Source organism: Lysinibacillus sp. UBA5990, from assembly GCF_002429815.1.
Taxonomy (GTDB): Bacteria; Bacillota; Bacilli; order Bacillales_A; family Planococcaceae; genus Lysinibacillus; species Lysinibacillus fusiformis.
In genome coordinates this window covers 712,055-733,191 of sequence record NZ_DJAY01000015.1, presented here as the reverse complement: position 1 = coordinate 733,191, position 21,137 = coordinate 712,055, and the positions used below count along the sequence as shown (strand labels likewise).

Sequence of the window (21,137 nt, the reverse complement as noted above, 5' to 3'; positions counted from 1 at the left end):
CTATGGCAGATTACTGGCAAACTATGATATGGCCGATGCTAGAAGGCGCAAAAATGACAGTTATATTGTTTTTCATCGCCATTCTTATATCGATTCCATTTGGCTTTTTACTAACACTCGCAGTGAAAAGTCGCATTAAACCACTTTCTTGGCTTGCACATACGTATATTTATATCATGCGTGGTACACCACTATTACTCCAATTATTATTAATTTGCTTTGGTCTACCAATGCTGCCAGTAATCGGTGAATATTTAGTATTAGATCGTTTTGTAGCAGCATGTCTTGGCTTTATTTTAAATTATGCTGCCTACTTTGCTGAAATTTTTCGTGGTGGTCTACTTGCCATCGATAAAGGACAATATGAGGCAGCACAAGTACTCGGTTTATCAAAATGGCAAACAACCACACGTGTCATTTTGCCACAAATGTTTCGCGTAGCATTACCAGCTTTATCGAATGAATCGGTTACGCTAATTAAGGACACAGCCCTACTCTATGCTGTAGCTGTTCCAGAATTACTGCATTTTGCGCAAACAGCCGTCAATCGTGACTTTACGATTGTACCTTTCTTTATTGCTGGAGCTATTTATTTAATCATGACGCTGATCTTGACCGTATTCTTTAAATGGCTAGAAAAACGTTTTAAATTTGAATAGAGGTGATCTATATGGCATTGATGGCAGTAACAAACTTAAAGAAATCTTTCAATCAAGTCGAGGTTCTTAAACAAATTTCATTTGCAGTGGAGAAGAACGATGTCATTGCGGTGATCGGTCCCTCTGGATCTGGTAAAAGTACAATGCTTCGAAGCTTAATTCATTTAGAAGAAATTGATGGTGGTAGCATTTTAGTAGATGGTGATTATCTTGTGCAGGACGGCGTTTATGCCAAGCCTCAGGAAATCAAAAACCTGACAGCTAAAATGGGGATGGTTTTTCAACATTTTAACCTATTCCCCCACTTAACAGTCCAGCAAAACCTTGAAATGGCCCCTCGCTTATTAAAACAAGAATCAGCTGAAGCCATTTCGAGCCGTTGTCTAGATTTATTGAAAAAAATTGGACTATCCGAGAAGGCAAACGCTTTTCCAGCTAATCTATCTGGTGGTCAAAAGCAACGAGTTGCTATCGCCCGTGCTTTGATGATGAACCCTCAAATTTTATTATTTGACGAGCCAACATCTGCCTTAGATCCTGAGCTGACAGGAGAAGTATTAAAGGTCATGAAAAGCTTAGCTGAAGACCATATGACTATGATTGTCGTTACACATGAAATGGGCTTTGCGCGAGAAGTAGCCAATAAGGTTGTCTTTATGGATGATGGACAAATTATCGAATCCGACCACCCAGAAAACTTCTTCACGAACCCACAAAATGAACGGACAAAGGCATTTTTACAAAAGAACCTAAAATAAAAAGGAGAGCGGACATAGCTGCTCTCTTTTCATTTCTTTATCAAGCTAAAGTTTCTCTCTTTAGGAACAACATGCTATTGAATAAATAATCTATCTTTTAACTATTATTCCAAAAGGTGTTTTTAAGAACATATTAATTATCGGATAATTTATATACTCTTGAAAAATATCAAATTTTTTTGATATGTTTATATATCTTTTTGTTTGTCTTTTTGCTTGTCTAAATAATAGATCCAACATGGAATTATCCATATCATATAAATCAGTTTCATGTTTTCGTTCAAAGGGTTCTGTTTTATTAAATATTGAGTAGTATGTTTTCAGTTTTGTATTTTTTTATTTAATTTTATAAAAGGGAAATATTATTGAATTAAAGAGAGACATTTAAGACTCTCTCAATAGTTGTGAACACGTTTTGAAAAATCTGTATTCTTTCATTAAAGGATTTCTTCTTAAATTGTATTGATTTTTAATTTCCCTATCTTTGAAGCTAGTTAAGTCGTCATTAAGTAATTAATTTGCTAGTATATCAAGTAATTCTTTTGATTCTTCTTTTGATAATTTAGTATATTTCATATCATTTTCTACCAGAGTTACTTGTTCTTTTGAATTTACATAGATTAAATAATAAGAAGACTTCAACTCCTTATCAGGGTCTATAAAATCAAAAGACATTCTATACTTTAATAGTCCAAATGAATCTTCACTTTTTTCTTTCCATTTAACTTTATTAAGAATTTTATTTATTATTGAAACTTGACCTTTATCTAGGATTTCTAAACTTTCTTTAAAATCTCCATTTTCATCAGCCATCTCTAAAATAATTTTCTTTGTATCATTAGAACATCCCACACATAAAAAAAACAATGCAAATGAAATAATAATTATTTTTTTCAACACATAAATACCCCTTCTAATTGTATTTCTTATTAAATTTTATCATCATTTACTTTTATTCTAAAATTATACAGTGTTAATGGATATGAAAAAATGAATACAGGTGATGAGTATTTACTGTTTCTAACAGACGAACAAGACGGAGTATTTGCTACAAGTGGAGTTACAGTTGGTAAAGTGCCATTGGACACTGATGAATTAGAAATTTACGAAGAAAATTTAGATGATTCAGAACTGGAATTAATTGAAAATATTTTTAATGAAGCTAGAATAGAATTCAATAACTAAATTTATATGTTAAATTTTCAAATCATTTAATAGAGAAAAAGGTGTTACAAAAATTTCTTCATAATACGCTTTTTCTCTATTTTTAGTGGTTATTTAATTTCGTATTTTAAAGCTCATTAACTTCTAAATTAAACCCTTTAAATGAAACGATTCTTAATGATCTTGTGTTTGTTTTCTCAAGATACTGTACCTTACAGAATGATGTTGGTTCTAGCCATATTACATCCCGTTCCATGCTGGTTACTATTTGATTGAACACCTACAATCATTGTAAACGGATTTTCTTTATAACCTAAGATAACAGTATCCTAAATACATAAAATAATAAAAAGGTTGGGGATATAATATGGCTGACATATTTTATTGCGAATTTAAATTTACAGCGAAATGTATTGATAAAGAAAATATTGATTGTGAAAATTGAGAGAATCATTGTTTAAATTGTTTTTTGTGATTAAACTTTAAGCAAAGTCACGTGCCAAGTTTAAAAAAGCATGGATGGCTGGCGAAATCCATTTCTCTTCATGCCAAAACATTTGAGTTGCAAACGATGTCGCCGTCATATCCCATGGCAACGAGATCAGTTCACCCCTACTCAATTCTGCTGTCACAGCCATTTCAGGCAGTATGGCGATGCCCATTCCTATTTTCGCACATTGTTTAATCGCCTCTGCACTGTTAAATTCCAATTCGGTAATTCCTCCCATGCCCTTTTGTGAAAGACTCCGTTCAAAAAATGTACGATAGGAACACCCCTTTTCCGTCAGCAAAAAGGTCTCCCCATTAAAATCTTCAATATCCAATTCAGTACGTGAAGCTAATGGATGATCGGGAGCTACCAAAATATAAAAGGGCTCATCCTGCATTTTTTCTCCGCAAAATCCCATCTCGCTTTTGTCCTCATCTAGCATAAAAATAATGTCCGCGTCCCCTTCTCGCAAACTCTGTTTCAAGTTCGAATGAGACAACGGCCGAAATATGAGCCGAATTCCTGGATAACGTAAACGAAACAAACGTAATACAGCAGGCAGGCGGTACGTACACAACGTTTCATCTGCGCTAATGACCAACGTCCCCGTCATTTCACCAGATTGCTTAACAGCATGCTGTGCTTCTTCAAGGTCACCTAATATACGGACTACATAATCTAGAAAACGTCTACCCGCATCAGTCAGGATTACTTTTTTCCCTAATCTATCCACCAGTTGAACACCGAGTTCCTCTTCCAATGCCTTCATTTGCATCGTAACCGTTGATGGAACATAGTTTTGCACCTCTGCAGCGCGGCTAAAGTTGAGTGTCGAAGCAAGCGTATAAAAGGTTTTTAATTGTCGTAATTCCATAGTATATTTCACTCCATAATTCAAAAAAAATGAACGTTTTATTCAAAAACGTTTCTTTGACTTCACAATAGCATTCTCGTAGAGTAATGACAAGAAAGGCCATTTAATCCATCTTTAATTACGAAAAGGAGTTTTTCACATGAGAGATTATGAACTTTATGAACTGGGAGACATTCAGCTACAATCTGGTAACATACTGCCAAATGCTGTTCTCGCCTATAAAACATACGGGACACTCAATGCAGAAAAGAATAATGTCATAGTTTATCCCACATGGTTTGCAGGTTTGCATACCGATAATGAATGGTTAATCGGAACTGGTAAGGCACTGGACCCAGAAAAGTATTTTATCATCATACCAAATATGCTTGGCAATGGATTGTCCTCTTCTCCAAGTAATACACCAGCACCCTATCATCAAGCAAATTTCCCCCTCATTTCAATTTATGATAATGTGCGACTACAGCATCAATTGGTTACTCAGAAGTTTGGTATTAGCAAAATAGCACTCGTTGTTGGCTGGTCGTTAGGGGCTGTACAAACTTTTCAGTGGGGAGCAAGTTACCCTGATATGGTCGAACGAATCGCTCCATTCGGAGGAACTGCCATGACCAGACCCCATGCCAAGGTTGTATTTGAAGGAATGATTGCTGCCCTTCAAGCTGATTCTAGCTGGAAAAATGGTTTTTACACTCAGCAACCTAAAGTGGGATTGGCAGCCATGGGGCGCGTCTATGCAGCTTGGGGCTTCTCACAGGCTTATTATTTAGAACAGCTCTATCAGCAAGAAGGCTATGAAACATTGGAGGAATACCTCGTGGATTACTGGGATCAAGTGTTTTTAAGCTTTGACGCGAATGATCTGATCGCCATGTTACGTACCGGCATTACTGGAAATATTAGTGCCAATCCGACATATGATGGCGATTTCGAGCTGGCATTAAGCAAGATTACAGCTCGTGCATTGGTCATGCCAGGAAGTACAGATCTTTTCTTTCCTCCAGAGGATAATAACTATGATGCACTACATATGCCAAATGCCCGCTTCCTCCCTATTGAATCGAAATGGGGTCATTGTGCAGGGATTGGACAGCATGAGCCAGATTCTGACTTTATTGATCAAAACTTAAAAATATTCCTGCTTGAATAAAAATTATCTTCCTCTTGACTTTCCCCTGCACGGGAAACTATATACTTCCATTATGATAGAGATTGGAGGTGATATTTTGTTTAAAATTAGTGTGTTTTCTAGACTAAGCAAAGTATCCTTAAAAACATTGCGCTACTATGATCAAATCGGCCTATTAAAGCCAAGAAAGGTGGATCACGAAACCGGCTATCGTTACTATTCGGCAGACCAGCTACTTGAAATCAATCGAATTTTTATTTATAAGGAATTAGGATTCACTTTGCCACAAATCATTCATTTGCTCCATGAAGATATTACATTCAAGGATATTCAAGGGATGTTTAAGCTGAAAAAAAATGAAATCCAACGCATTATCGATATGGAACAAGCCAAGCTTGCTCGGATTGAGGAACGTATGCAGCTTTTAGAAAGTGAGGGGCAAGTGGAATCCGTACAAGAAATCAGGATCAAAGCTGAAGATGCCCAGCAGTTCCTTTCTTTGAAGGCGCGCGGGAGAGAAGAAGACATTCCGGACCTATTTCGTACATTTAATCACATATTACCAAAGGAAACTCGCCAATTGGCTCAAAGTCCTCAGGTCGTTTTATGGCAGGAAATAGAGGATCAGGAAGATGAGTTCGAATTTGAAGTCGGTTATTTTTTAAGTCGGGAGCTTCCATCATATCCAGATACATTTCAATTACGAACACTTCCCCCTGAGCCGATGATGGCCACCATGACCTTTCGCTCGGATTCTCATTTTGCAAGTACAGCCTGTGTAGATTTAGCTAAATGGATTGAAAAAAATAACTATCAGATTAAAGAAAACGAACCTGGTAGGGAAATATATTTACCGTTATCTACCTCACAGGGTGCGCAATTAATGGAAATACAGATTCCCATTATAGATAGAAACTAAAAAGGCGGAGTGGATTGAGTTGAAAAATAATGTGATTATCTATATATTAGCATTTGTTGTTTTTCTAATTGGAACTGTCGAATACATTATTACAGGAGTAATTGAAATGATTGCCGTGGACTTTGGAGTAACTGTTTCTGAAGCTGGGTTATTGGTGACTGTATTTGCCCTCGCTGCGGCCATTATCGCGCCCATTCTAATCGCCCTCACGATCAATATGGACCGTAAAAAGTTACTCATTATAACTATAGGTGTGTTCATTGCCAGCAACGTACTAATGTTTATAAGCCCTGCTTATGAAGCAGCATTATGGATACGAGTTATGCAAGGGGTTAGCGGTGGAATTGCTACAGTGGTAGCTATGGCAGTAGCTAATCGGCTAGTTGAAAAAGAAAAAAGAGGCCGTGCTATCGGTATTATTTTAATGGGTCTAAGTAGCTCACTTGTGCTTGGTGTTCCGATTGGCACCTTTTTTAGTGAGTTGTTTGGATGGAGAGTTTTATTTATTTTCATCGGTTTTTTAACGATTCTCCCATTGCTAATCGTTTATAAAAGGGTTCCAGCAATCAAAGAAGAAGAAACTGTTACCCTAAAAATGCAGCTCTCTATTTTAAAAGATCCAAAAATTCTCACTGCCCTGGCTATTACTTTATTTTATATCGGTGGATACTCTACTCTATTCACGTATATTACGCCCTTCTTGCAAGCCACATCTAGCCTTTCCATCACTGAAATAAGTGGCATTCTATTTCTAGCAGGAATTTGTAGCTTCATTGGCTCAAGACTAGGCGGGCAATTAGCAGATGCAAAAGGATCGAAATTCACCATTTATTTCGGACTGTTCTTTCAGGGAGTAACCTTACTTTTATTCACTCTAGCGGGTTTCAATCTCTTTGTTTTGATCTTAGTTTTAATGATATTTATGCTAGCAACTTGGAGTATTTCCCCTGCTCAGCAGTTATTTTTGGTTACCTTGGTCCCTCGAAATCCAGACATTGCCCTAAGCATCAATACGTCCTTTATTCAATTTGGTTTTGCACTAGGTTCTGGATTAGGCGGTCTTGTCATCAGTCGTACTTCCGTCCTAAATTTGAATTGGATAGGATTGAGTGCAGTAATCATTGCTTTATTTCTTGCCATCCTGCTATTTAAAACAAGGAGTAATGGAATTGAAACCTCCATTGTGCCTAAAGAAAAATATTAATTAGAAACATACTTATCTACATCCTTCCTTTATATGGATATGCTCGATGAAAAATTGGGCTATTCTTATATAGGGTAGGATGTTTTTATCATTTAAGAAAGATAAATTAAAGCTCCTTTCTAACATAATCGAATAGGTTTTAGGTCTCTTAATTTTGCTTCTCAACCAAATATGTAGCATACATGGTCCAAGCTGATGATGCTACTAAATAGTACTGTTTCATTAGATTGTTCCTATGGTCTTAGTTTCCTAGTAGATCTCTCAAACTTCGGTAGGTCATTGTCTACCTTCATATAGCCCTAAATCATCAGAAAAGGACCATGTTAATTTCATTCTAAAAAGTCTTCGATTCGTTATTTTATTGACATCTAATTGTAATAATATGATGTTAAAATCATTTTTGTATCAAATTTTAACATTGTAGGAGGAAAGAAAGCATGAAGAGCAGTAAAAAGTATAGATGGGGCATGAAATTAGCGGTATTGGCATTAAGCTCATCCGTACTTTTTTCAACAGTAGAATCAGCATCAGCTGCAACCTATACCGTTCAATCTGGTGATTCTTTATGGAAGATTGCCAGTCAGCACGGGGTATCCTATCAAACATTGATGAACTTAAATCATTTATCGTCTTCCCATATTTATGTTGGACAAAAATTAACTATCAATCAACAACTGTCTACCACACCGAACGCGTCGTCCAAATTACTACAGGTCGCCAAGCAACAATTAGGTGTCAAATATACATTTGGTGGGGTAAAACCGAGCACAGGCTTTGATTGCTCAGGCTATATCACCTATGTCTTTAATCAAGCTGGTAAGTCAACACCACGTAAAACGGCAGCTGGATTTTATCAGTCCGCTAAAAAAGTTGGATCACCCCAAGTCGGAGATATCGTGTTTTTTGCTAATACATATAAAGCAGGAATTTCTCATGCCGGCATCTATATTGGCAATAATCAAATGATCAATGCTAGTAATGGAGGCGTTACTATTGCTAATATCAATAACGCCTATTGGAAAAAACATTTCGTTGGCTATGGTCGTTTATAATAAAAGCAAAAAACAGTTGGGTGCATCCCAACTGTTTTACTATATATTCACTACTTTTTTTGGCTTTATCTTGGCAAGACGTAAGAGATAAATGATAAAAACCACTCCTAATAATCCGGCTCCTGATAAGTAAACAGAAGCATATCCTGCCTGTACGGCTACCATTCCTAATATATAAGAACCTAGGGCAATACCAAGGTCAAACATCGTGAAATAGGTTGCTGTTGCGTAACCACTTCGTTGGATGGCTGTTGATTGAACAGCTAAAGCTTGTAAGCTAGTTGTCACCGCTCCATAGCCAAAGCCTACAAAAATAGCTGCACTTAAAAATAGGATGGGTCCTTCAACAAAGGCTAGCATGATAAGTCCGATAGCAAAAGAGATAATACCAGGAAGTATGACAAATTGTGGCCCCTTTGTATCATAAAGTTTACCTGTATATGGACGTGTAATTAACATAGCTGCTGCAAACACGGCATAAAAAAGACTGGCAACCGCCATTAAATCTTTCTGCTGTGCGTAAACCGATAAAAATGATAAAACACTTGCATAGGAAAAAGCTACTAAACTAGCGATGGCTGCAACGGGCAATGCCTTACGCTCAAATAAATCATGGAAGGTGAACGTTAATTTCCCTTTATATGTTGGCTGCGGTAAATCGTCGGTATTAACCGTTAATGCTAAAATGCCCCCAGCTAGAATACAAATACTCATGACAATAAATAACACATTAAAAGTGCTATATTGAATTAATAATAAGCCGATAAATGGCCCAATGACAACAGCTAGATTGGTAGACATCGTGAAATACCCTAAGCCTGCCCCTTTTCGCTTAGCGGGTACAATATCTGCAGCTAATGATCCTGCGGCTGTTGTAATAATACTAAAGAAAATCCCCTGAATAAAACGAAGACCCAGTAAAAGTCCAAATGGATGTATGAATAAATATAAAACCGTACAAATAAAATAGCCGGCTATAGATAGCACTAGCAATTTTTTCTTCCCAAACACATCTAATAATTTACCTGAAAACGGACGTACAATAATCGCTGAAAGTAAAAAACCTGACAATAATAAGCCAGCTTCCTTATCTGTTTGGTGTAGTTCACCGATGGCATAAAGCGGCAAAGTTGTTACTAGCCCATAGAAAACAAAAAAGACAGAGATATTTGTTAAAAAGAGACTAATGAACCGCTTTGTCCATATTTGTGTATTTTCCTCTTGCTGCATGTCAATCAACCTTTCATTTTTTCCAGTAATATCATAAATTGCTGTTGTTCCTCAGCCGTAAGTGATCCTACCATTTCTTCCTCGAAAGCTAAAATTGTTGCTGTAATGGCTGGTAAGCGCTCATTAGCCTGTGCAGTTAAGGTTACAATTTTTTCACGCTTATCCTCCCCGTCTAATCGTTCCACCCAGCCCAAAGTTTCTAATCTTGTGATAGCTCTTGTGATGCTTGGCGCCTCTACGTTTAAATATTTCCATATTTGCGTTAAGGTCATAGGACCATTTTTATGTAAGCAATATAAAATAGTCCACTGCGAGCTATATAAATGATGCTGCTTCAATACTTCATTTAAGCAGTTCGTTAAATACCGGCTTTTTTGGAATAAAGCATGGAATATTGGATTCATATGGTCTACCTCCTAAAATTATTTACCTAGCTAAATAAACTATACGCTTCATTTTTTTCTTTGTAAAGTAACTAATTTGGCAAAGGGCGTTCTATCTTTGCAGGAAATTTTTTGCATATGGCGAATTAAGCAAGGAGATTCACAATGAAAAGGAGATGGAATCATGGGGAAAAAGGTTTTAATACTAGCAGGAGATGCAGTAGAAGCTTTAGAGATTTTTTATCCTTATTATCGTTGTCTTGAGGCAGGTTTTGATGTCACAATTGCGGCACCATCGGCAAAGAAATTACAAACTGTATTACATGACTTTGTAGAGGGCGTCGATACGTATATTGAACGTCCTGCCTATGGCTTAGAGGCGCATGCTTCTTTTGCAGATGTTGATCCATCACAATTTGATGGGTTAATAATTCCAGGTGGTAGGGCACCAGAATATATCCGTTTAAATGAACATGTACCGACACTTGTTAGCCATTTCTTTGAAACCAATAAACCGATTGCCGCTGTTTGTCACGCAGCGCAAATTTTTGCAACCATCCCTGAAGTACTAAAAGGACGCGAACTAACAGCCTATATTGCCTGTAAGCCTGAAGTCCAAATAGCAGGAGCCACTTATATTGATGCCCATCTTCACACAGATGGAAATTTAGTAAGCGGACATGCTTGGCCAGATTTACCAGGGCTTATGCGTGAATTTATTCAAAAATTAGAGGGATAAGCATTGAGGATGCCTAAGCATAGGCATCCTCCTTTTTATGACTGGCTTTCCTGTAATTCAATTTTTTCTACTTCTTGCGTAGAGGTTAAATAGCTAATTCTTACATGAACTCCAAATTCTTTGTCAGGTTGCTTCAGCCAAAGCTTAAATTTTTCAATGGTTGACGCCCCATGTACTTCCTTGCCCTCATGTAAATAATCCACAATCTTGGCATGAGGATACTTCCCCTTCACTTCTTCTACCGCCATCTTCCCCCACTTCGCATAGGCAGGTGTTTCTTGCTGTGCCAAAACCATCTCAGGAATATGTAATGGCACGGCAAACAGAAGTCCAAGCATTACATATACATTTTTCACAGAAAACCCTCCTAAATTAAACGGTATAGAATGATGACGCAAGTAAAAAATAAGAGCTCCAAAAGGTTTTCACTTATGGAGCGGCGTTGTTTATTGTTTCGGCTGTTGAGGATTATTATGAATGACTTGGTTGAACTCTGCTGAGTATTCTTCCCGATCATTCTTTTTATGTGTATCCTCTTTCTTTTTCTTTTTAAAGCTTGTTTTTCTTTTCTTCGCCATTGCCTACACCTCCAACTAATAATTAACTTTTTTTATTGGATTGTTGATTTTTATCATGATTCGTTTTATTGTTTTTATTTTTGGCTTTCGCATCAAATTCTGCCGCGAACTCCTCATTCAAGTTGTCATTCGGGTTGTTATTATTACTATTACTTCTATCGAGGTCTTTACTTTTGTAGGTGCCAAAAGGATTATGCGTTCTGGCATTCATTGTTTTTTTGCTGTTTTTATTATTTCGGTTGCCCACAGATATCACCTCCTACTTATAATTTGCTCAGGTACTACCGTTTATATGAGGTCTTTTTTTCGGGCATTTTTGTAAAAAAAAAAAATGAACATCACTAACCCAAGTTAGTCATGTTCATTCTTATCTGTCTTTAGACAATTGTATATTCTGTTACATTTAGTAATGCTCCCACAGCTCCAGAAAAGCCATGGTCATTAATAAAGACAGGTGTATGCTTTTTCGTGCGTGTATAATTGGCGATTACGCGGGCAAGATGTTCATTATTGCTGAGAGTCGATCCAATATAGACGATATGCTGTGTATTTTTTTCCTCGGCATATTGAATACTTAATGTTGTAATCACTTCACCAACAAGTCCCTGTACAGTGGCAATAATATCCTCAGCAGGATGCTTCATTGATTGTGTAATACCCACTTTACCAAAATTACTCGCAGTTAAATGACCGTCAATCGGTGTGTCCATTCCTTGATAAATGTCCTTGACCAATAAATCGATACCTTCTCGATTACCGTTGGCAGCCATTTCACGAATCTCATTATAGTCAGTAATGCCTGTTGTAAGCGCTGACAATCCTATTAATGTACCGCCACCAACGCCTGTCCCGCCAACGCGTATATGTGTATTATCTTCCATATAATGTATAGAAGTACCCGTTCCGATATTAGTAATCATACTACGTTCAAACAAGTAGCCTTCTTTATTTAATAAAAAACGAACACCTTTTAATGTAGCTTCAAATTCTACTATATAATGAATCGATTTCATTGTTTTAATGACATCAAGTAATTGTTCTGTACGTCCCCCCGTCACACCAATATCCTCAATATCTGGATGATCAATAATCCAATTTTTCACAGATAGCAAATCATTTGACGGGAAGGTTGTTAGAATAAGTTCATTGTCTTCGTCTAAATAAGCAACCTTTGTCAATGTGCCACCTGCATCAATACCTATAGCCTTTGGCATACTATTCTCCTTTGTGTTTATTACGTAATCTCATATACCTAATGACCATTACGCTAGTAGTCAGGCAACTATTTAAGTTTCATGCCTTCATTGGTGTCAAGGATTTTGCAAGGAGTTTTTGGTGTGCCAAAATCCTGACTAACTAGTTACTATACGAAACCATAATGCTTCGTACAGTCCCCCAAATCTTGTAATGACATTTTCGCCCTTTCTAAACTTTAACGCTGTTGAAATGATTGTGCAATAACTTCATAAACAATCATGAAAAAAACACGAAAATAATCAAAATTTTTCTAATCAACAGCGGAATCTTGACGAATTATAATACTTTAACATCATTCTACTAAAAAAACAAAAAAAGTGAAAATGCACTGCTTGAACACAGGCATTTCCACTTTCTTATTCTTTACTATTAATTAACGAGCTGAATAACCACCATCAATAACTAATTCAGCACCTGTAATATAAGAGGCTTCATCGGAAGCTAAAAATAAGATGGCATTCGCTACTTCTTCTGGTTGACCAAGACGTCCCATTGGCGTAGTTTTTACTAACATATCCATAGCTTCTTTTGCTTCCGATAATTTTGCTGTCATCGGTGTTTCAATAACACCTGGGAATACTGTATTGACACGGACATTGAAAGCACCAAGCTCTGAAGCTGCTGCACGAGCGATCGCACGTAAAGAGCCTTTAGATGCCGTATATGCATTGAAGCCTGCACCAATAATCGCTGTGTAAGATGATGTATTAACGATTGAGCCCTTTCCTGCTTCCTTCATATATTTAGCTGCATGTTTAATGCCAAGGAATGGACCAAAAGCATTGATATTATGCATGATTGTCCAGTCCGCTTGTGTAATTTCATCTGGACCTTTTTCGGAAGAAATACCAGCATTGTTAATTAAAATATCAATTCGACCATATTTTTCGACAATTGCTTTTGTCACTTCTGCCCAGTTTTCGTCAGAAGAAACATCTAATTTCATCCCTTCTACATTTTCGAGTTCTGAAATTTTAGCCAGGTTCTCCTCGTTAATATCAGCTGCAATGACTGTAGCACCTTCTTGTGCAAACAATTTTGCCATCGCTGCCCCCATCCCAGATGCTCCACCTGTAATCATTGCGATTTTATTATTTAAACGTCCCATTACTTTATACTTCCTCTCACTTAAAATTTGTCTGTCGTACTAGTATAAACCGACCCTTTTAGACCACAAAAAGTATAGGTTTAAATAGTTTACTATTAAACTATATCATTTTTAGTAACCGTTTTCAAAGAATATCTCCATATTCATGAACAATCTGTTTTATCTTTCCCCATTTTTACGATACGATATACTATAGATGTGGAACCATTTGAACGGAGGAATACAAGTGAAAGATCAAAAAAGACTTTATAAAGAGGCGATGCAAGTTTTAAAAGACACAAGTCGCACTTTTTATATACCTATCACTTTCTTAAAAAATGATTTAAAGGTATCGGTAGCAGCTGCCTATTTAGCAATGCGTGCCATTGATGAAATAGAAGATCATGAACAGCTTTCCAATGATGTAAAGTTTGATTTATTATCAGCAACTAGTGACCTTTTAAAGGACACATTTAACGAAGAGGCATACCAAGAGTTGTTAGCGCCTTATGCGGAACAGTTACCTGAGGTATCCCTCCGCTTAGCAGATTGGCTAACATTCTGCCCTGCAGAATCTCGAAAAATTGTCCAAGCTTCTACAAGTGAAATGGCTTATGGTATGGCGAAGTGGGCTAAAGCTAATTGGCAGGTGCATACACGTGAGGATTTAGATGATTATACATACTACGTAGCAGGGCTTGTTGGGACAATGCTGTCTGAGCTTTGGGCGTGGGGTGCAGACATTCAAACAGATCGCGATTTAGCAATTGGCTATGGTCGAGGTCTCCAGGCTGTCAATATTTTACGCAATCAGCATGAGGATATGGATGAGCGTGGCGTAAGTTTCGTTCCTGACGGCTGGACACGCGAGGATTTATTTGCTTATGCAGAGGAAAATCTCGCGAAAGCTGATCTTTATATGAAAGATATTAATAAACGCACCGTATTATTATTCTGTCGATTACCACTTGCATTAGCGCATAAAACATTGAAAGCCATGCAAGATGGTCGTGAAAAAATAACACGAACAGAGGTTGAACAAACGGTTGAAGAGGTACAGGCTGAATAATGGGTGGCTTGCATTTCTAGCATGACCCAGCAAAAACAATAAAACCCCTGCATGAGAATTTTCTCGTACAGGGGTTTCTTTTTGAGCAGCACTTATTATAAAGGTTTGTGTTACCCAAAGATCAGTAGCTAGTTTCAGATTTTTTTAATGAAAAACTCCATAAAAATCTCGGACAAACCCCCATTGGTACGCACACTTTTTGCGTACAAGCTTCAATTCACTAAAAGATACTCCCCTTAGATAAACTGCTACTTAAAGGGAGCATCATCTTACACTTTTAGTGAGTTTTTCTTTCCTTAAATTGTAGCAAGAAGCTGCACAATAATTTCATAGCTAAAAAAGACTGAAAGCATTGTTAACAATGTAAACACTACTTTTTCAACTTTACTACCTGTTTTTGTAGTAAGCGGTAGACGCACCGAAATGGATACTGGGAAAAATAGCTTAACACCCTTTTTGGTCCCCATATCCAGTAAAACATGGCTTGCCATCCCTAATAAAATACCTATTGAAATGGATTTATACGGTATAAATGTATGTAGTAGCATCCCAATCAAAAATAAAAACAGTAAACTATGTGTAAAGGAACGATGTCCAAACAACGAATTAACTATTTTTGAAATGATGGGAAGCTTCCTTCCGATTTTGCTACCACCATGGCAAATATCTGGAAGTAATGCACCGATAACGCCTGCCCCTACCAAAACAAGCGGATTATCATTAGAAATTTGTGCAAAGGCTAAACTTGCTGTAATGCCCCCAACAATATGGGTATTCCCTTGCATAAATTACTTCCACCCTTCTTACGCATTTTGCGAACCTTCTTAATGTAACATAAATATGCCCAAAAGGGAACATACATTCCGAACGTACGATCTAAAATATTTTCGTCCAATAATTGTATAGCCATAAAATATATGGTTAAAAATAGGAATGGAGGTTATTTATGAAAGCGTATAGAGGTCTACTTATTATTATTTTGGCGATGGGTAGTAGCGCATGCCTTTGGTATTTTGCTACACCCATGACTCCCATTCATCCATTGAACAGGCTTGCCCATATTATTGGGGGCTTAGCAATTACAGGACTCTTCCTTGTGTTTCTTTTCTCTACAAGAATGAAAATATTAGAGCGCTGGTTCTATGGGCTAGAGCGCCTAAATTTTTATCATAAAGTTTTGGCCATGTTTTCACTTGGGTTCATCATTATCCATGGACAATTGCAAAAGATGGTTCCCGATGAAGATCTGCCACAAACATCTTTTCGTGAATGGGCGAAAGAGCTTGGTGAGCTCGCACAATATGGCTTTATTATTCTGATCGCCCTCGCATTCCTAGCAAAATTTTTAAAATATGAGCATTGGCGCTGGCTACATCGCTTATTGCTGCTCCCTTATACATTGGGCATTTACCATACTTATTTTTCGAGCGAATATGATTTATTACAGCCCTCAGCATTAGGTATTTTCACGGCTCTTACGACAACCATTGGATTTATGTCTGCCCTGTATATGATGACCATGTATCAAGATATGTTCTTCCCTTATAACGGAGCTATTTCCAACATTCAAAAACTGAATGCCCATGTTATTGAATTAGAGCTAACCCTCACAAAAAAACTTCATTTCCGACCTGGACAATTTCTCTTTCTAAAAATCTTTCAGGAAGGCATTGAAAAAGCACCACACCCCTTCTCTATTTCTGGTGGGGATGGAGAAAAAATTAGGGTGACGATTAAAGCAGTCGGCGATTTTACAAAGCAGGTCTACAATCAAATACAAGTGGATACCCCTGTTGCCATTGATGGTCCTTTTGGCCATTTTGACTTTGCAAAAGGAGCCAATCAACAACTTTGGATTGCTGGGGGCATTGGCATTACGCCATTTATCGCCTATTTACAAACAAAACCAACTAAAAAAATTCATTTATATTATTCCTTTCATGGTGTAGAAAATATTGTTTATAAAGATTTTCTACTGAACTATGCGCAATCTAATGAGCAATTTACGGTCACTTTTATAGATACAACACAGATGGATAGGCTTACTTTTGACCAGATGACCATACCAGCTCATACAAGTATTTATCTATGTGGACCCGAAAAAATGCTGAAGCACTTCAAATCGTCCGCTCCTACTCGCCATATAGAATGGGAGGCATTTAAATTAAGATAGCGGGGGTTGCCCTTCAGACTGTAGACAAGCTCAAAAAAATTTGAGATGATCTATAGTCTTTTTAATAATGAAATGAAGCGGCTGTTGATTTCCACTACGGGCTGACGGTGTCGAGTTACTTCCCTCGCTTCATTTTCACACAGAAAATATCCCCTCTATCCATGACCTCGACTTCCCGCTTTTCCCGCAAGGTTCACCGCCCTTCGTTCCAACACATATTTTCTAAGACCAATGATAGATTCTATTAAAAGCATGAAAAATTCAGTTGTTGCTTCTTGCAAATTTTGAGCTTGATGCGTCATGGCATCGAGGCGATCACCACCTCATCAAAAATCCTATATTCAAGACCCTTTAATTCGAGCAATTTACTTGGAATTTGAAATCATTTATCGTATAGTAAAAACGCAACTTATAATGAAGGAGTCAAAATAAATGACAGTGACAAAAAGCAATTTAAATAAAATCATGCATGACCGTAAATCTGTTCGTAAATACGACGAAAATTATAAAATTCCTCAAGGACAACTAGAAGAACTACTAGTAGAAGCCACTTCTGCACCTTCTTCAAGTAACTTACAGCCATGGCGCTTTATAGTCATTCAAGATGAGGCAATTAAAAAAGAGTTACGTGCCATTGCTAACAATCAAGAACAAGTGGAAACTTCCTCAGCTGTTATTGCTGTCCTAGGCGATACAAAAATGTACGAAAATGCTGAATCAATCTTTACAAAAAATTTCGATCTTGGTTATATTAATGAAGCAACAAAGGATTTAATGATTAATAATTCTATGAACTTATATTCTCAGCTTCCTCAGGAGGTTTTAAAGAATATCGTTACATTTGATGCTGGTCTAATTTCGATGCAAATCATGCTTTTAGCAAAAGACATGGGCTACGATACAGTACCAATGGGTGGATTCAATAAAGAAGCCTTCGCCAAACATTTTGAATTAGCGGATCATATCGTACCCGTTATTTTAATTGCGATTGGTAAAGCAGCAGCCCCTGCCTACAATTCTTCACGTATTGAGCTAGAGCATATCGCCAAATTTATGTAATACATGTAAAATTGTCACCTTTCTATATGGGAAGGTGACTTTTTTCTGAATAAGATGGCATGTCAGATACCACTACAAACATAGGATAGTAATGTTTGTAAGCAGTACAAGATGAAAAACTTGAAAAATGATTCTCCAAAACTAGCATATTCATTTTCCCAAGGATATTTTTTGCATTTCTTTCATTCATTACTCAAAAAATCATCATAAAAGAACGAATAGAAATTTTTTATCTAGTACATTTGTGCGATTTCTACTAAAAATTACATATAAATGGTTGTAGATTAAACAAGGTAGGATTGGTATCATTAGGAGGTATTTTCTTAAGAAAGGAGGTTTTTCTGATGGACTATAATTATTATAACTCTGATTTGGATGCAGCCATGGGAGGCTTATTTATTATCCTAATTTTAGCATCTCTTGTTCTTGGGCTAATCGCCTACATTATTAGTGCACTCATTTATTTTATGACATCTAAAACAAATGGTTTTGGAGATGTAGCCTATATTGCTTGGATTCCTATCATTAATGTATACAGCCTTTTCCTACTGACTGCTGGTGGAGATAATCGAGAAACGATTCGTGCAACTGCTCTAAAAAATACCCTTATTTATGCAGGCTTGTTTATCGTTTCGTTTATACCAGTTATCGGTTTACTCGCATCTATAGGGATGGTGGGCTTTACATTGTATTTCACATATCGCCTATTCTATCGCTGGTGTGGTGAAACTGGTAAGGCTGTACTTTACACAATTCTAATGGTTATTACAGGCGGGTTGTTCTTTGCGATTTACGGTTTAATGCGCATGAACAGACCATTCGTCGCTTAGTTCACCATCCTAAAACCTCTTTAAGTCTTCAGACTAAAGAGGTTTTTTGGCGTATTTTCACATAATAATGCCGCATAGATTTAGGAATTCCTTTTAATGCTAGGGTGCCATTATAGACTAAATACCGAATTCTAAATTCTAAATAAAAGATGTTTGGCGGTTCCTCCATTCTAGCAAGTAGCTCTAAAAGAAATGTTCCAGTTTGAATAAAATCCACATTTCCCTGTTCCTGATGCATTTCTTTTAGCCTCATCACGATGAGAGAGTCATAAAAATTCTCAGGCACCTCTTGAATATGCTGATGCTTCCATTGACGAAGCACTGCTGTTGATTCTGCCAGACCTTCCCATTGCTGTAGAAATTTTTGACGTTCCTTTACTGATAATCTCTTTTTTTCATACAGATTTGGATTCCACTGACGTTCAATCACTTGCTGTCCATTTGTATGTATAAGAAATATTTCATTGTGGTGATCATGCAATAAATAGAGGAAAAACAGAAGCCCACATTGTTCTTCTATATTGTCCCCACACCAAATATAGACAGGTAGATGACTCGGGATATCTCGTATCTCTCGAATCGCCTTTCTTAATGTAGTATGACCAACAAATTCATCCATCTCATCATTAATATTTTCCATTAACCACTTTTGGCGGCATGCTTGTCCTCTTACTTCATCAAGCTTCCACAGCGGTCCGATAGACAAATCCTCTGGAAAGCCAATGACATATTTAGGCGGAGCAAGTGCCACTCTTAAGGAACCTGCTGCAGATTCTGAGCACACAATATGTGCAACCCTGGCAGTTGTTGTCGTCTTACTCTTTCTTTGATGCCCAATGTAATCATTAATAATGCCGACCAAATAACTAAGGTGTTCCGCCGCACCCCAAAAAGACCATCCCTCTTTAGGATCTCTTTGTTCATGCCGAAATGTTGTAAATGGCTCTGATGGCGGAAGCTCATACCCCTCCCATTCTCCTTTTTCCAAGACATTTGCTAATGTGATGTAATAGAGGGTTTGAATTTTATATACAAGTACCTGATTGGGTTCGTACAAAAAATAGATAAATGGATAGTGCATCACTGTTTCCATATCCTTGGTCTCCTTTTCAAATTATAGTATCATGACAATCTCTTCCATTATTTAATAAAAAAGCAGCTAGCCCATACAAGAAGTATGTTATTATTATAGTTAGAAAATTTTGAATTTCTGTCAAGTAAAGGGGATTGATAATATGTATGAAAATATTTTAAGACATCCAGGGCCAACACCGATTCCAAAGAGAGTTCAACTGGCGATGAGTCGGGATATTTTTAGTCATCGGAGTCAAGAATTTGTAGAATTATACCGAGAGACGATTGAAGCCGTAAAGCCTGTCTTTGGAACGACACAGGACATTTTAATTTTGCCATCAGGCGGGACAGCTGCACTAGAAGCTGCGGCAGTTAATACGGTTGCCGCTGGTGAGGAAGTTGTGGTCATTACTGTTGGGGCATTCGGTGACTATTTCGTATCCATTTGTGAGCAATACGGCTTCCATGTACACAAGCTTGAAAAAGAATGGGGACAAGCTTGCACCCCTGAGGAGCTACGAGCATTTTTACAGCCATTACAAAATATCAAAGCGGTTTTTGTCACATATAACGAAACATCTACAGGCATTTTAAATCCGGTTGCTGAATTAGCACAAGTAATTCATGACGAAACAGAAGCTCTCGTTATCGTGGATGGCGTAAGCTGCATCGGAGGCGCGCCGGCTGAAATGGATGCTTGGGGTATTGATATTCTCGTGACAGGCTCTCAAAAAGCGATGATGCTTCCACCTGGACTCTCTCTTGTCAGTGTCAGCGAAAGAGCTTGGCAAGTCATTGAAAACAATCAAACGGTAGCATATTATTTAAATCTATTAAGTTATCGTAGTTGGGCAGAAAAGGGGATGACGCCAAATACTCCTGCTATCACACTTATTGATGGCCTACATGAGGTTTGTCAGCTAATTGAACAGGAAGGCGGCTTCTCACAGACAATTGCCCGTCACGAACTTATGAAAAACATGGTACGTAGCGCTATGAAAGCATTACACATTGAGCTCTTAACTGAAGATCAATATGCCTCCCCTACCATTACAGCTATTAAGGCACCAAATGGAATTGAGCTTGGTGAATTTTTAACGCACCTTAAGCAGCAATATCACTTAGATTTTGCAGGTGGCCTTGGTCATCTACAAGGTAAAATTTTCAGATTCGGCCATATGGGCTATTGCTTCCCAAGTGATATACTACAAGCAGTATCCTTATTGGAGGCAGCGCTCCAAGACTTCAATTATGACTTCCAGCCAGGCGCAGGGGTTCTTGCAGCTCAAGAAGTATATTTAGTAGCTCAACGTAAAGCATTGCAACTTTAATAAAAAAACAGGTGAAGAATTTTTCTTCACCTGTTTTTGCGCTTTTAATCAACTAGATTTTGGGCAAGGCTTTCCCTT

General features: G+C 37.5%; 25 protein-coding genes. 13 read left to right on the top strand and 12 right to left on the bottom strand.

Annotated features, from left to right (window positions below; translation table 11 throughout):
* Positions 1–2 precede the first annotated feature (2 nt).
* Both B3D94_RS16030 and B3D94_RS16025 read left to right on the top strand, forming a co-directional pair.
* Complete coding sequence (locus B3D94_RS16030; RefSeq protein ID WP_008181970.1) at positions 3–659, top strand: amino acid ABC transporter permease; 657 nt, start codon at positions 3–5, stop codon at positions 657–659.
* 11 nt (positions 660–670) lie between these two features.
* On the top strand, positions 671–1,417 hold the full coding sequence (locus B3D94_RS16025; RefSeq protein WP_069480834.1) for an amino acid ABC transporter ATP-binding protein: 747 nt from the start codon (positions 671–673) through the stop codon (positions 1,415–1,417).
* A 90-nt stretch (positions 1,418–1,507) separates the two neighbouring features.
* Here B3D94_RS16025 and B3D94_RS23045 read toward each other — a convergent pair whose 3' ends face one another.
* Positions 1,508–1,741 carry a hypothetical protein gene (locus B3D94_RS23045; RefSeq protein ID WP_373568335.1) on the bottom strand — a complete coding sequence of 78 codons (234 nt, stop codon included), beginning with the start codon at positions 1,739–1,741 and terminating at the stop codon, positions 1,508–1,510.
* Positions 1,742–1,930: 189 nt separating this feature from the next.
* On the bottom strand, positions 1,931–2,314 hold the full coding sequence (locus B3D94_RS16020; protein ID WP_291758331.1) for a hypothetical protein: 384 nt from the start codon (positions 2,312–2,314) through the stop codon (positions 1,931–1,933).
* 93 nt (positions 2,315–2,407) lie between these two features.
* Between B3D94_RS16020 and B3D94_RS16015 the strand changes: the two genes are divergently transcribed.
* The gene (locus B3D94_RS16015; protein ID WP_291758328.1) at positions 2,408–2,602 is read left to right on the top strand and encodes a hypothetical protein; all 195 of its coding nucleotides are present in this window, start codon (positions 2,408–2,410) and stop codon (positions 2,600–2,602) included.
* A 461-nt stretch (positions 2,603–3,063) separates the two neighbouring features.
* On the opposite strand, the gene B3D94_RS16010 is transcribed toward B3D94_RS16015, so the two are convergent.
* Positions 3,064–3,945: a LysR family transcriptional regulator gene (locus B3D94_RS16010; protein ID WP_291758326.1), complete on the bottom strand. Its 882-nt coding sequence runs from the start codon at positions 3,943–3,945 to the stop codon at positions 3,064–3,066.
* 139 nt (positions 3,946–4,084) lie between these two features.
* On the opposite strand from B3D94_RS16010, the gene B3D94_RS16005 reads away from it, so the two are divergent.
* The 4 genes from B3D94_RS16005 (at position 4,085) to B3D94_RS15990 (ending at position 8,249) form a co-directional block, all read left to right on the top strand.
* A complete protein-coding gene (locus tag B3D94_RS16005; protein WP_291758324.1) occupies positions 4,085–5,095 on the top strand; it encodes an alpha/beta fold hydrolase in 1,011 nt (336 codons plus the stop codon).
* Positions 5,096–5,171: 76 nt separating this feature from the next.
* A complete protein-coding gene (locus tag B3D94_RS16000) occupies positions 5,172–5,993 on the top strand; it encodes a MerR family transcriptional regulator (RefSeq protein WP_069480830.1) in 822 nt (273 codons plus the stop codon).
* Between the two features lie 19 nt (positions 5,994–6,012).
* A complete protein-coding gene (locus tag B3D94_RS15995; protein ID WP_291758321.1) occupies positions 6,013–7,197 on the top strand; it encodes an MFS transporter in 1,185 nt (394 codons plus the stop codon).
* Positions 7,198–7,634: 437 nt separating this feature from the next.
* Positions 7,635–8,249: a C40 family peptidase gene (locus tag B3D94_RS15990; RefSeq protein ID WP_069480828.1), complete on the top strand. Its 615-nt coding sequence runs from the start codon at positions 7,635–7,637 to the stop codon at positions 8,247–8,249.
* A gap of 39 nt (positions 8,250–8,288) precedes the next feature.
* On the opposite strand, the gene B3D94_RS15985 is transcribed toward B3D94_RS15990, so the two are convergent.
* Positions 8,289–9,479, bottom strand: a complete 1,191-nt coding sequence (locus B3D94_RS15985) for an MFS transporter (RefSeq protein WP_025115065.1) — start codon at positions 9,477–9,479, stop codon at positions 8,289–8,291.
* Between the two features lie 5 nt (positions 9,480–9,484).
* On the bottom strand, positions 9,485–9,883 hold the full coding sequence (locus tag B3D94_RS15980; RefSeq protein WP_025115066.1) for a MarR family winged helix-turn-helix transcriptional regulator: 399 nt from the start codon (positions 9,881–9,883) through the stop codon (positions 9,485–9,487).
* Positions 9,884–10,046: 163 nt separating this feature from the next.
* Between B3D94_RS15980 and B3D94_RS15975 the strand changes: the two genes are divergently transcribed.
* The gene (locus tag B3D94_RS15975; RefSeq protein WP_069480827.1) at positions 10,047–10,601 is read left to right on the top strand and encodes a DJ-1/PfpI family protein; all 555 of its coding nucleotides are present in this window, start codon (positions 10,047–10,049) and stop codon (positions 10,599–10,601) included.
* 35 nt (positions 10,602–10,636) lie between these two features.
* Here the strand turns inward: B3D94_RS15975 and B3D94_RS15970 are convergent, their stop codons facing one another.
* The 5 genes from B3D94_RS15970 to B3D94_RS15950 all read right to left on the bottom strand — a co-directional run bounded on the left by B3D94_RS15970 (position 10,637) and on the right by B3D94_RS15950 (position 13,544).
* On the bottom strand, positions 10,637–10,957 hold the full coding sequence (locus B3D94_RS15970; protein WP_025115068.1) for a DUF3889 domain-containing protein: 321 nt from the start codon (positions 10,955–10,957) through the stop codon (positions 10,637–10,639).
* 90 nt (positions 10,958–11,047) lie between these two features.
* A complete protein-coding gene (locus tag B3D94_RS15965; RefSeq protein ID WP_004269370.1) occupies positions 11,048–11,179 on the bottom strand; it encodes a hypothetical protein in 132 nt (43 codons plus the stop codon).
* A 22-nt stretch (positions 11,180–11,201) separates the two neighbouring features.
* Positions 11,202–11,426, bottom strand: a complete 225-nt coding sequence (locus tag B3D94_RS15960; RefSeq protein ID WP_025115069.1) for a hypothetical protein — start codon at positions 11,424–11,426, stop codon at positions 11,202–11,204.
* 130 nt (positions 11,427–11,556) lie between these two features.
* On the bottom strand, positions 11,557–12,393 hold the full coding sequence (coaW, locus tag B3D94_RS15955; RefSeq protein ID WP_025115070.1) for a type II pantothenate kinase: 837 nt from the start codon (positions 12,391–12,393) through the stop codon (positions 11,557–11,559).
* A gap of 416 nt (positions 12,394–12,809) precedes the next feature.
* Positions 12,810–13,544: an SDR family NAD(P)-dependent oxidoreductase gene (locus B3D94_RS15950; RefSeq protein WP_008181884.1), complete on the bottom strand. Its 735-nt coding sequence runs from the start codon at positions 13,542–13,544 to the stop codon at positions 12,810–12,812.
* A gap of 226 nt (positions 13,545–13,770) precedes the next feature.
* Here B3D94_RS15950 and B3D94_RS15945 point away from each other — a divergent pair, with 226 nt between their 5' ends.
* Complete coding sequence (locus tag B3D94_RS15945) at positions 13,771–14,592, top strand: squalene/phytoene synthase family protein (protein WP_291758311.1); 822 nt, start codon at positions 13,771–13,773, stop codon at positions 14,590–14,592.
* Between the two features lie 296 nt (positions 14,593–14,888).
* Here B3D94_RS15945 and B3D94_RS15940 read toward each other — a convergent pair whose 3' ends face one another.
* A complete protein-coding gene (locus tag B3D94_RS15940; RefSeq protein ID WP_069480824.1) occupies positions 14,889–15,377 on the bottom strand; it encodes a metal-dependent hydrolase in 489 nt (162 codons plus the stop codon).
* Between the two features lie 161 nt (positions 15,378–15,538).
* Between B3D94_RS15940 and B3D94_RS15935 the strand changes: the two genes are divergently transcribed.
* The 3 genes from B3D94_RS15935 to B3D94_RS15925 all read left to right on the top strand — a co-directional run bounded on the left by B3D94_RS15935 (position 15,539) and on the right by B3D94_RS15925 (position 18,654).
* On the top strand, positions 15,539–16,765 hold the full coding sequence (locus tag B3D94_RS15935; protein ID WP_193831507.1) for a ferredoxin reductase family protein: 1,227 nt from the start codon (positions 15,539–15,541) through the stop codon (positions 16,763–16,765).
* A gap of 432 nt (positions 16,766–17,197) precedes the next feature.
* Complete coding sequence (locus B3D94_RS15930) at positions 17,198–17,824, top strand: nitroreductase family protein (RefSeq protein WP_069480822.1); 627 nt, start codon at positions 17,198–17,200, stop codon at positions 17,822–17,824.
* A 344-nt stretch (positions 17,825–18,168) separates the two neighbouring features.
* A complete protein-coding gene (locus B3D94_RS15925) occupies positions 18,169–18,654 on the top strand; it encodes a hypothetical protein (protein ID WP_069480821.1) in 486 nt (161 codons plus the stop codon).
* A gap of 28 nt (positions 18,655–18,682) precedes the next feature.
* Here B3D94_RS15925 and B3D94_RS15920 read toward each other — a convergent pair whose 3' ends face one another.
* On the bottom strand, positions 18,683–19,747 hold the full coding sequence (locus B3D94_RS15920; RefSeq protein ID WP_291758306.1) for a DUF1835 domain-containing protein: 1,065 nt from the start codon (positions 19,745–19,747) through the stop codon (positions 18,683–18,685).
* Positions 19,748–19,889: 142 nt separating this feature from the next.
* Here B3D94_RS15920 and B3D94_RS15915 point away from each other — a divergent pair, with 142 nt between their 5' ends.
* On the top strand, positions 19,890–21,059 hold the full coding sequence (locus B3D94_RS15915) for a pyridoxal-phosphate-dependent aminotransferase family protein (RefSeq protein ID WP_069480819.1): 1,170 nt from the start codon (positions 19,890–19,892) through the stop codon (positions 21,057–21,059).
* Positions 21,060–21,137 lie beyond the last annotated feature (78 nt).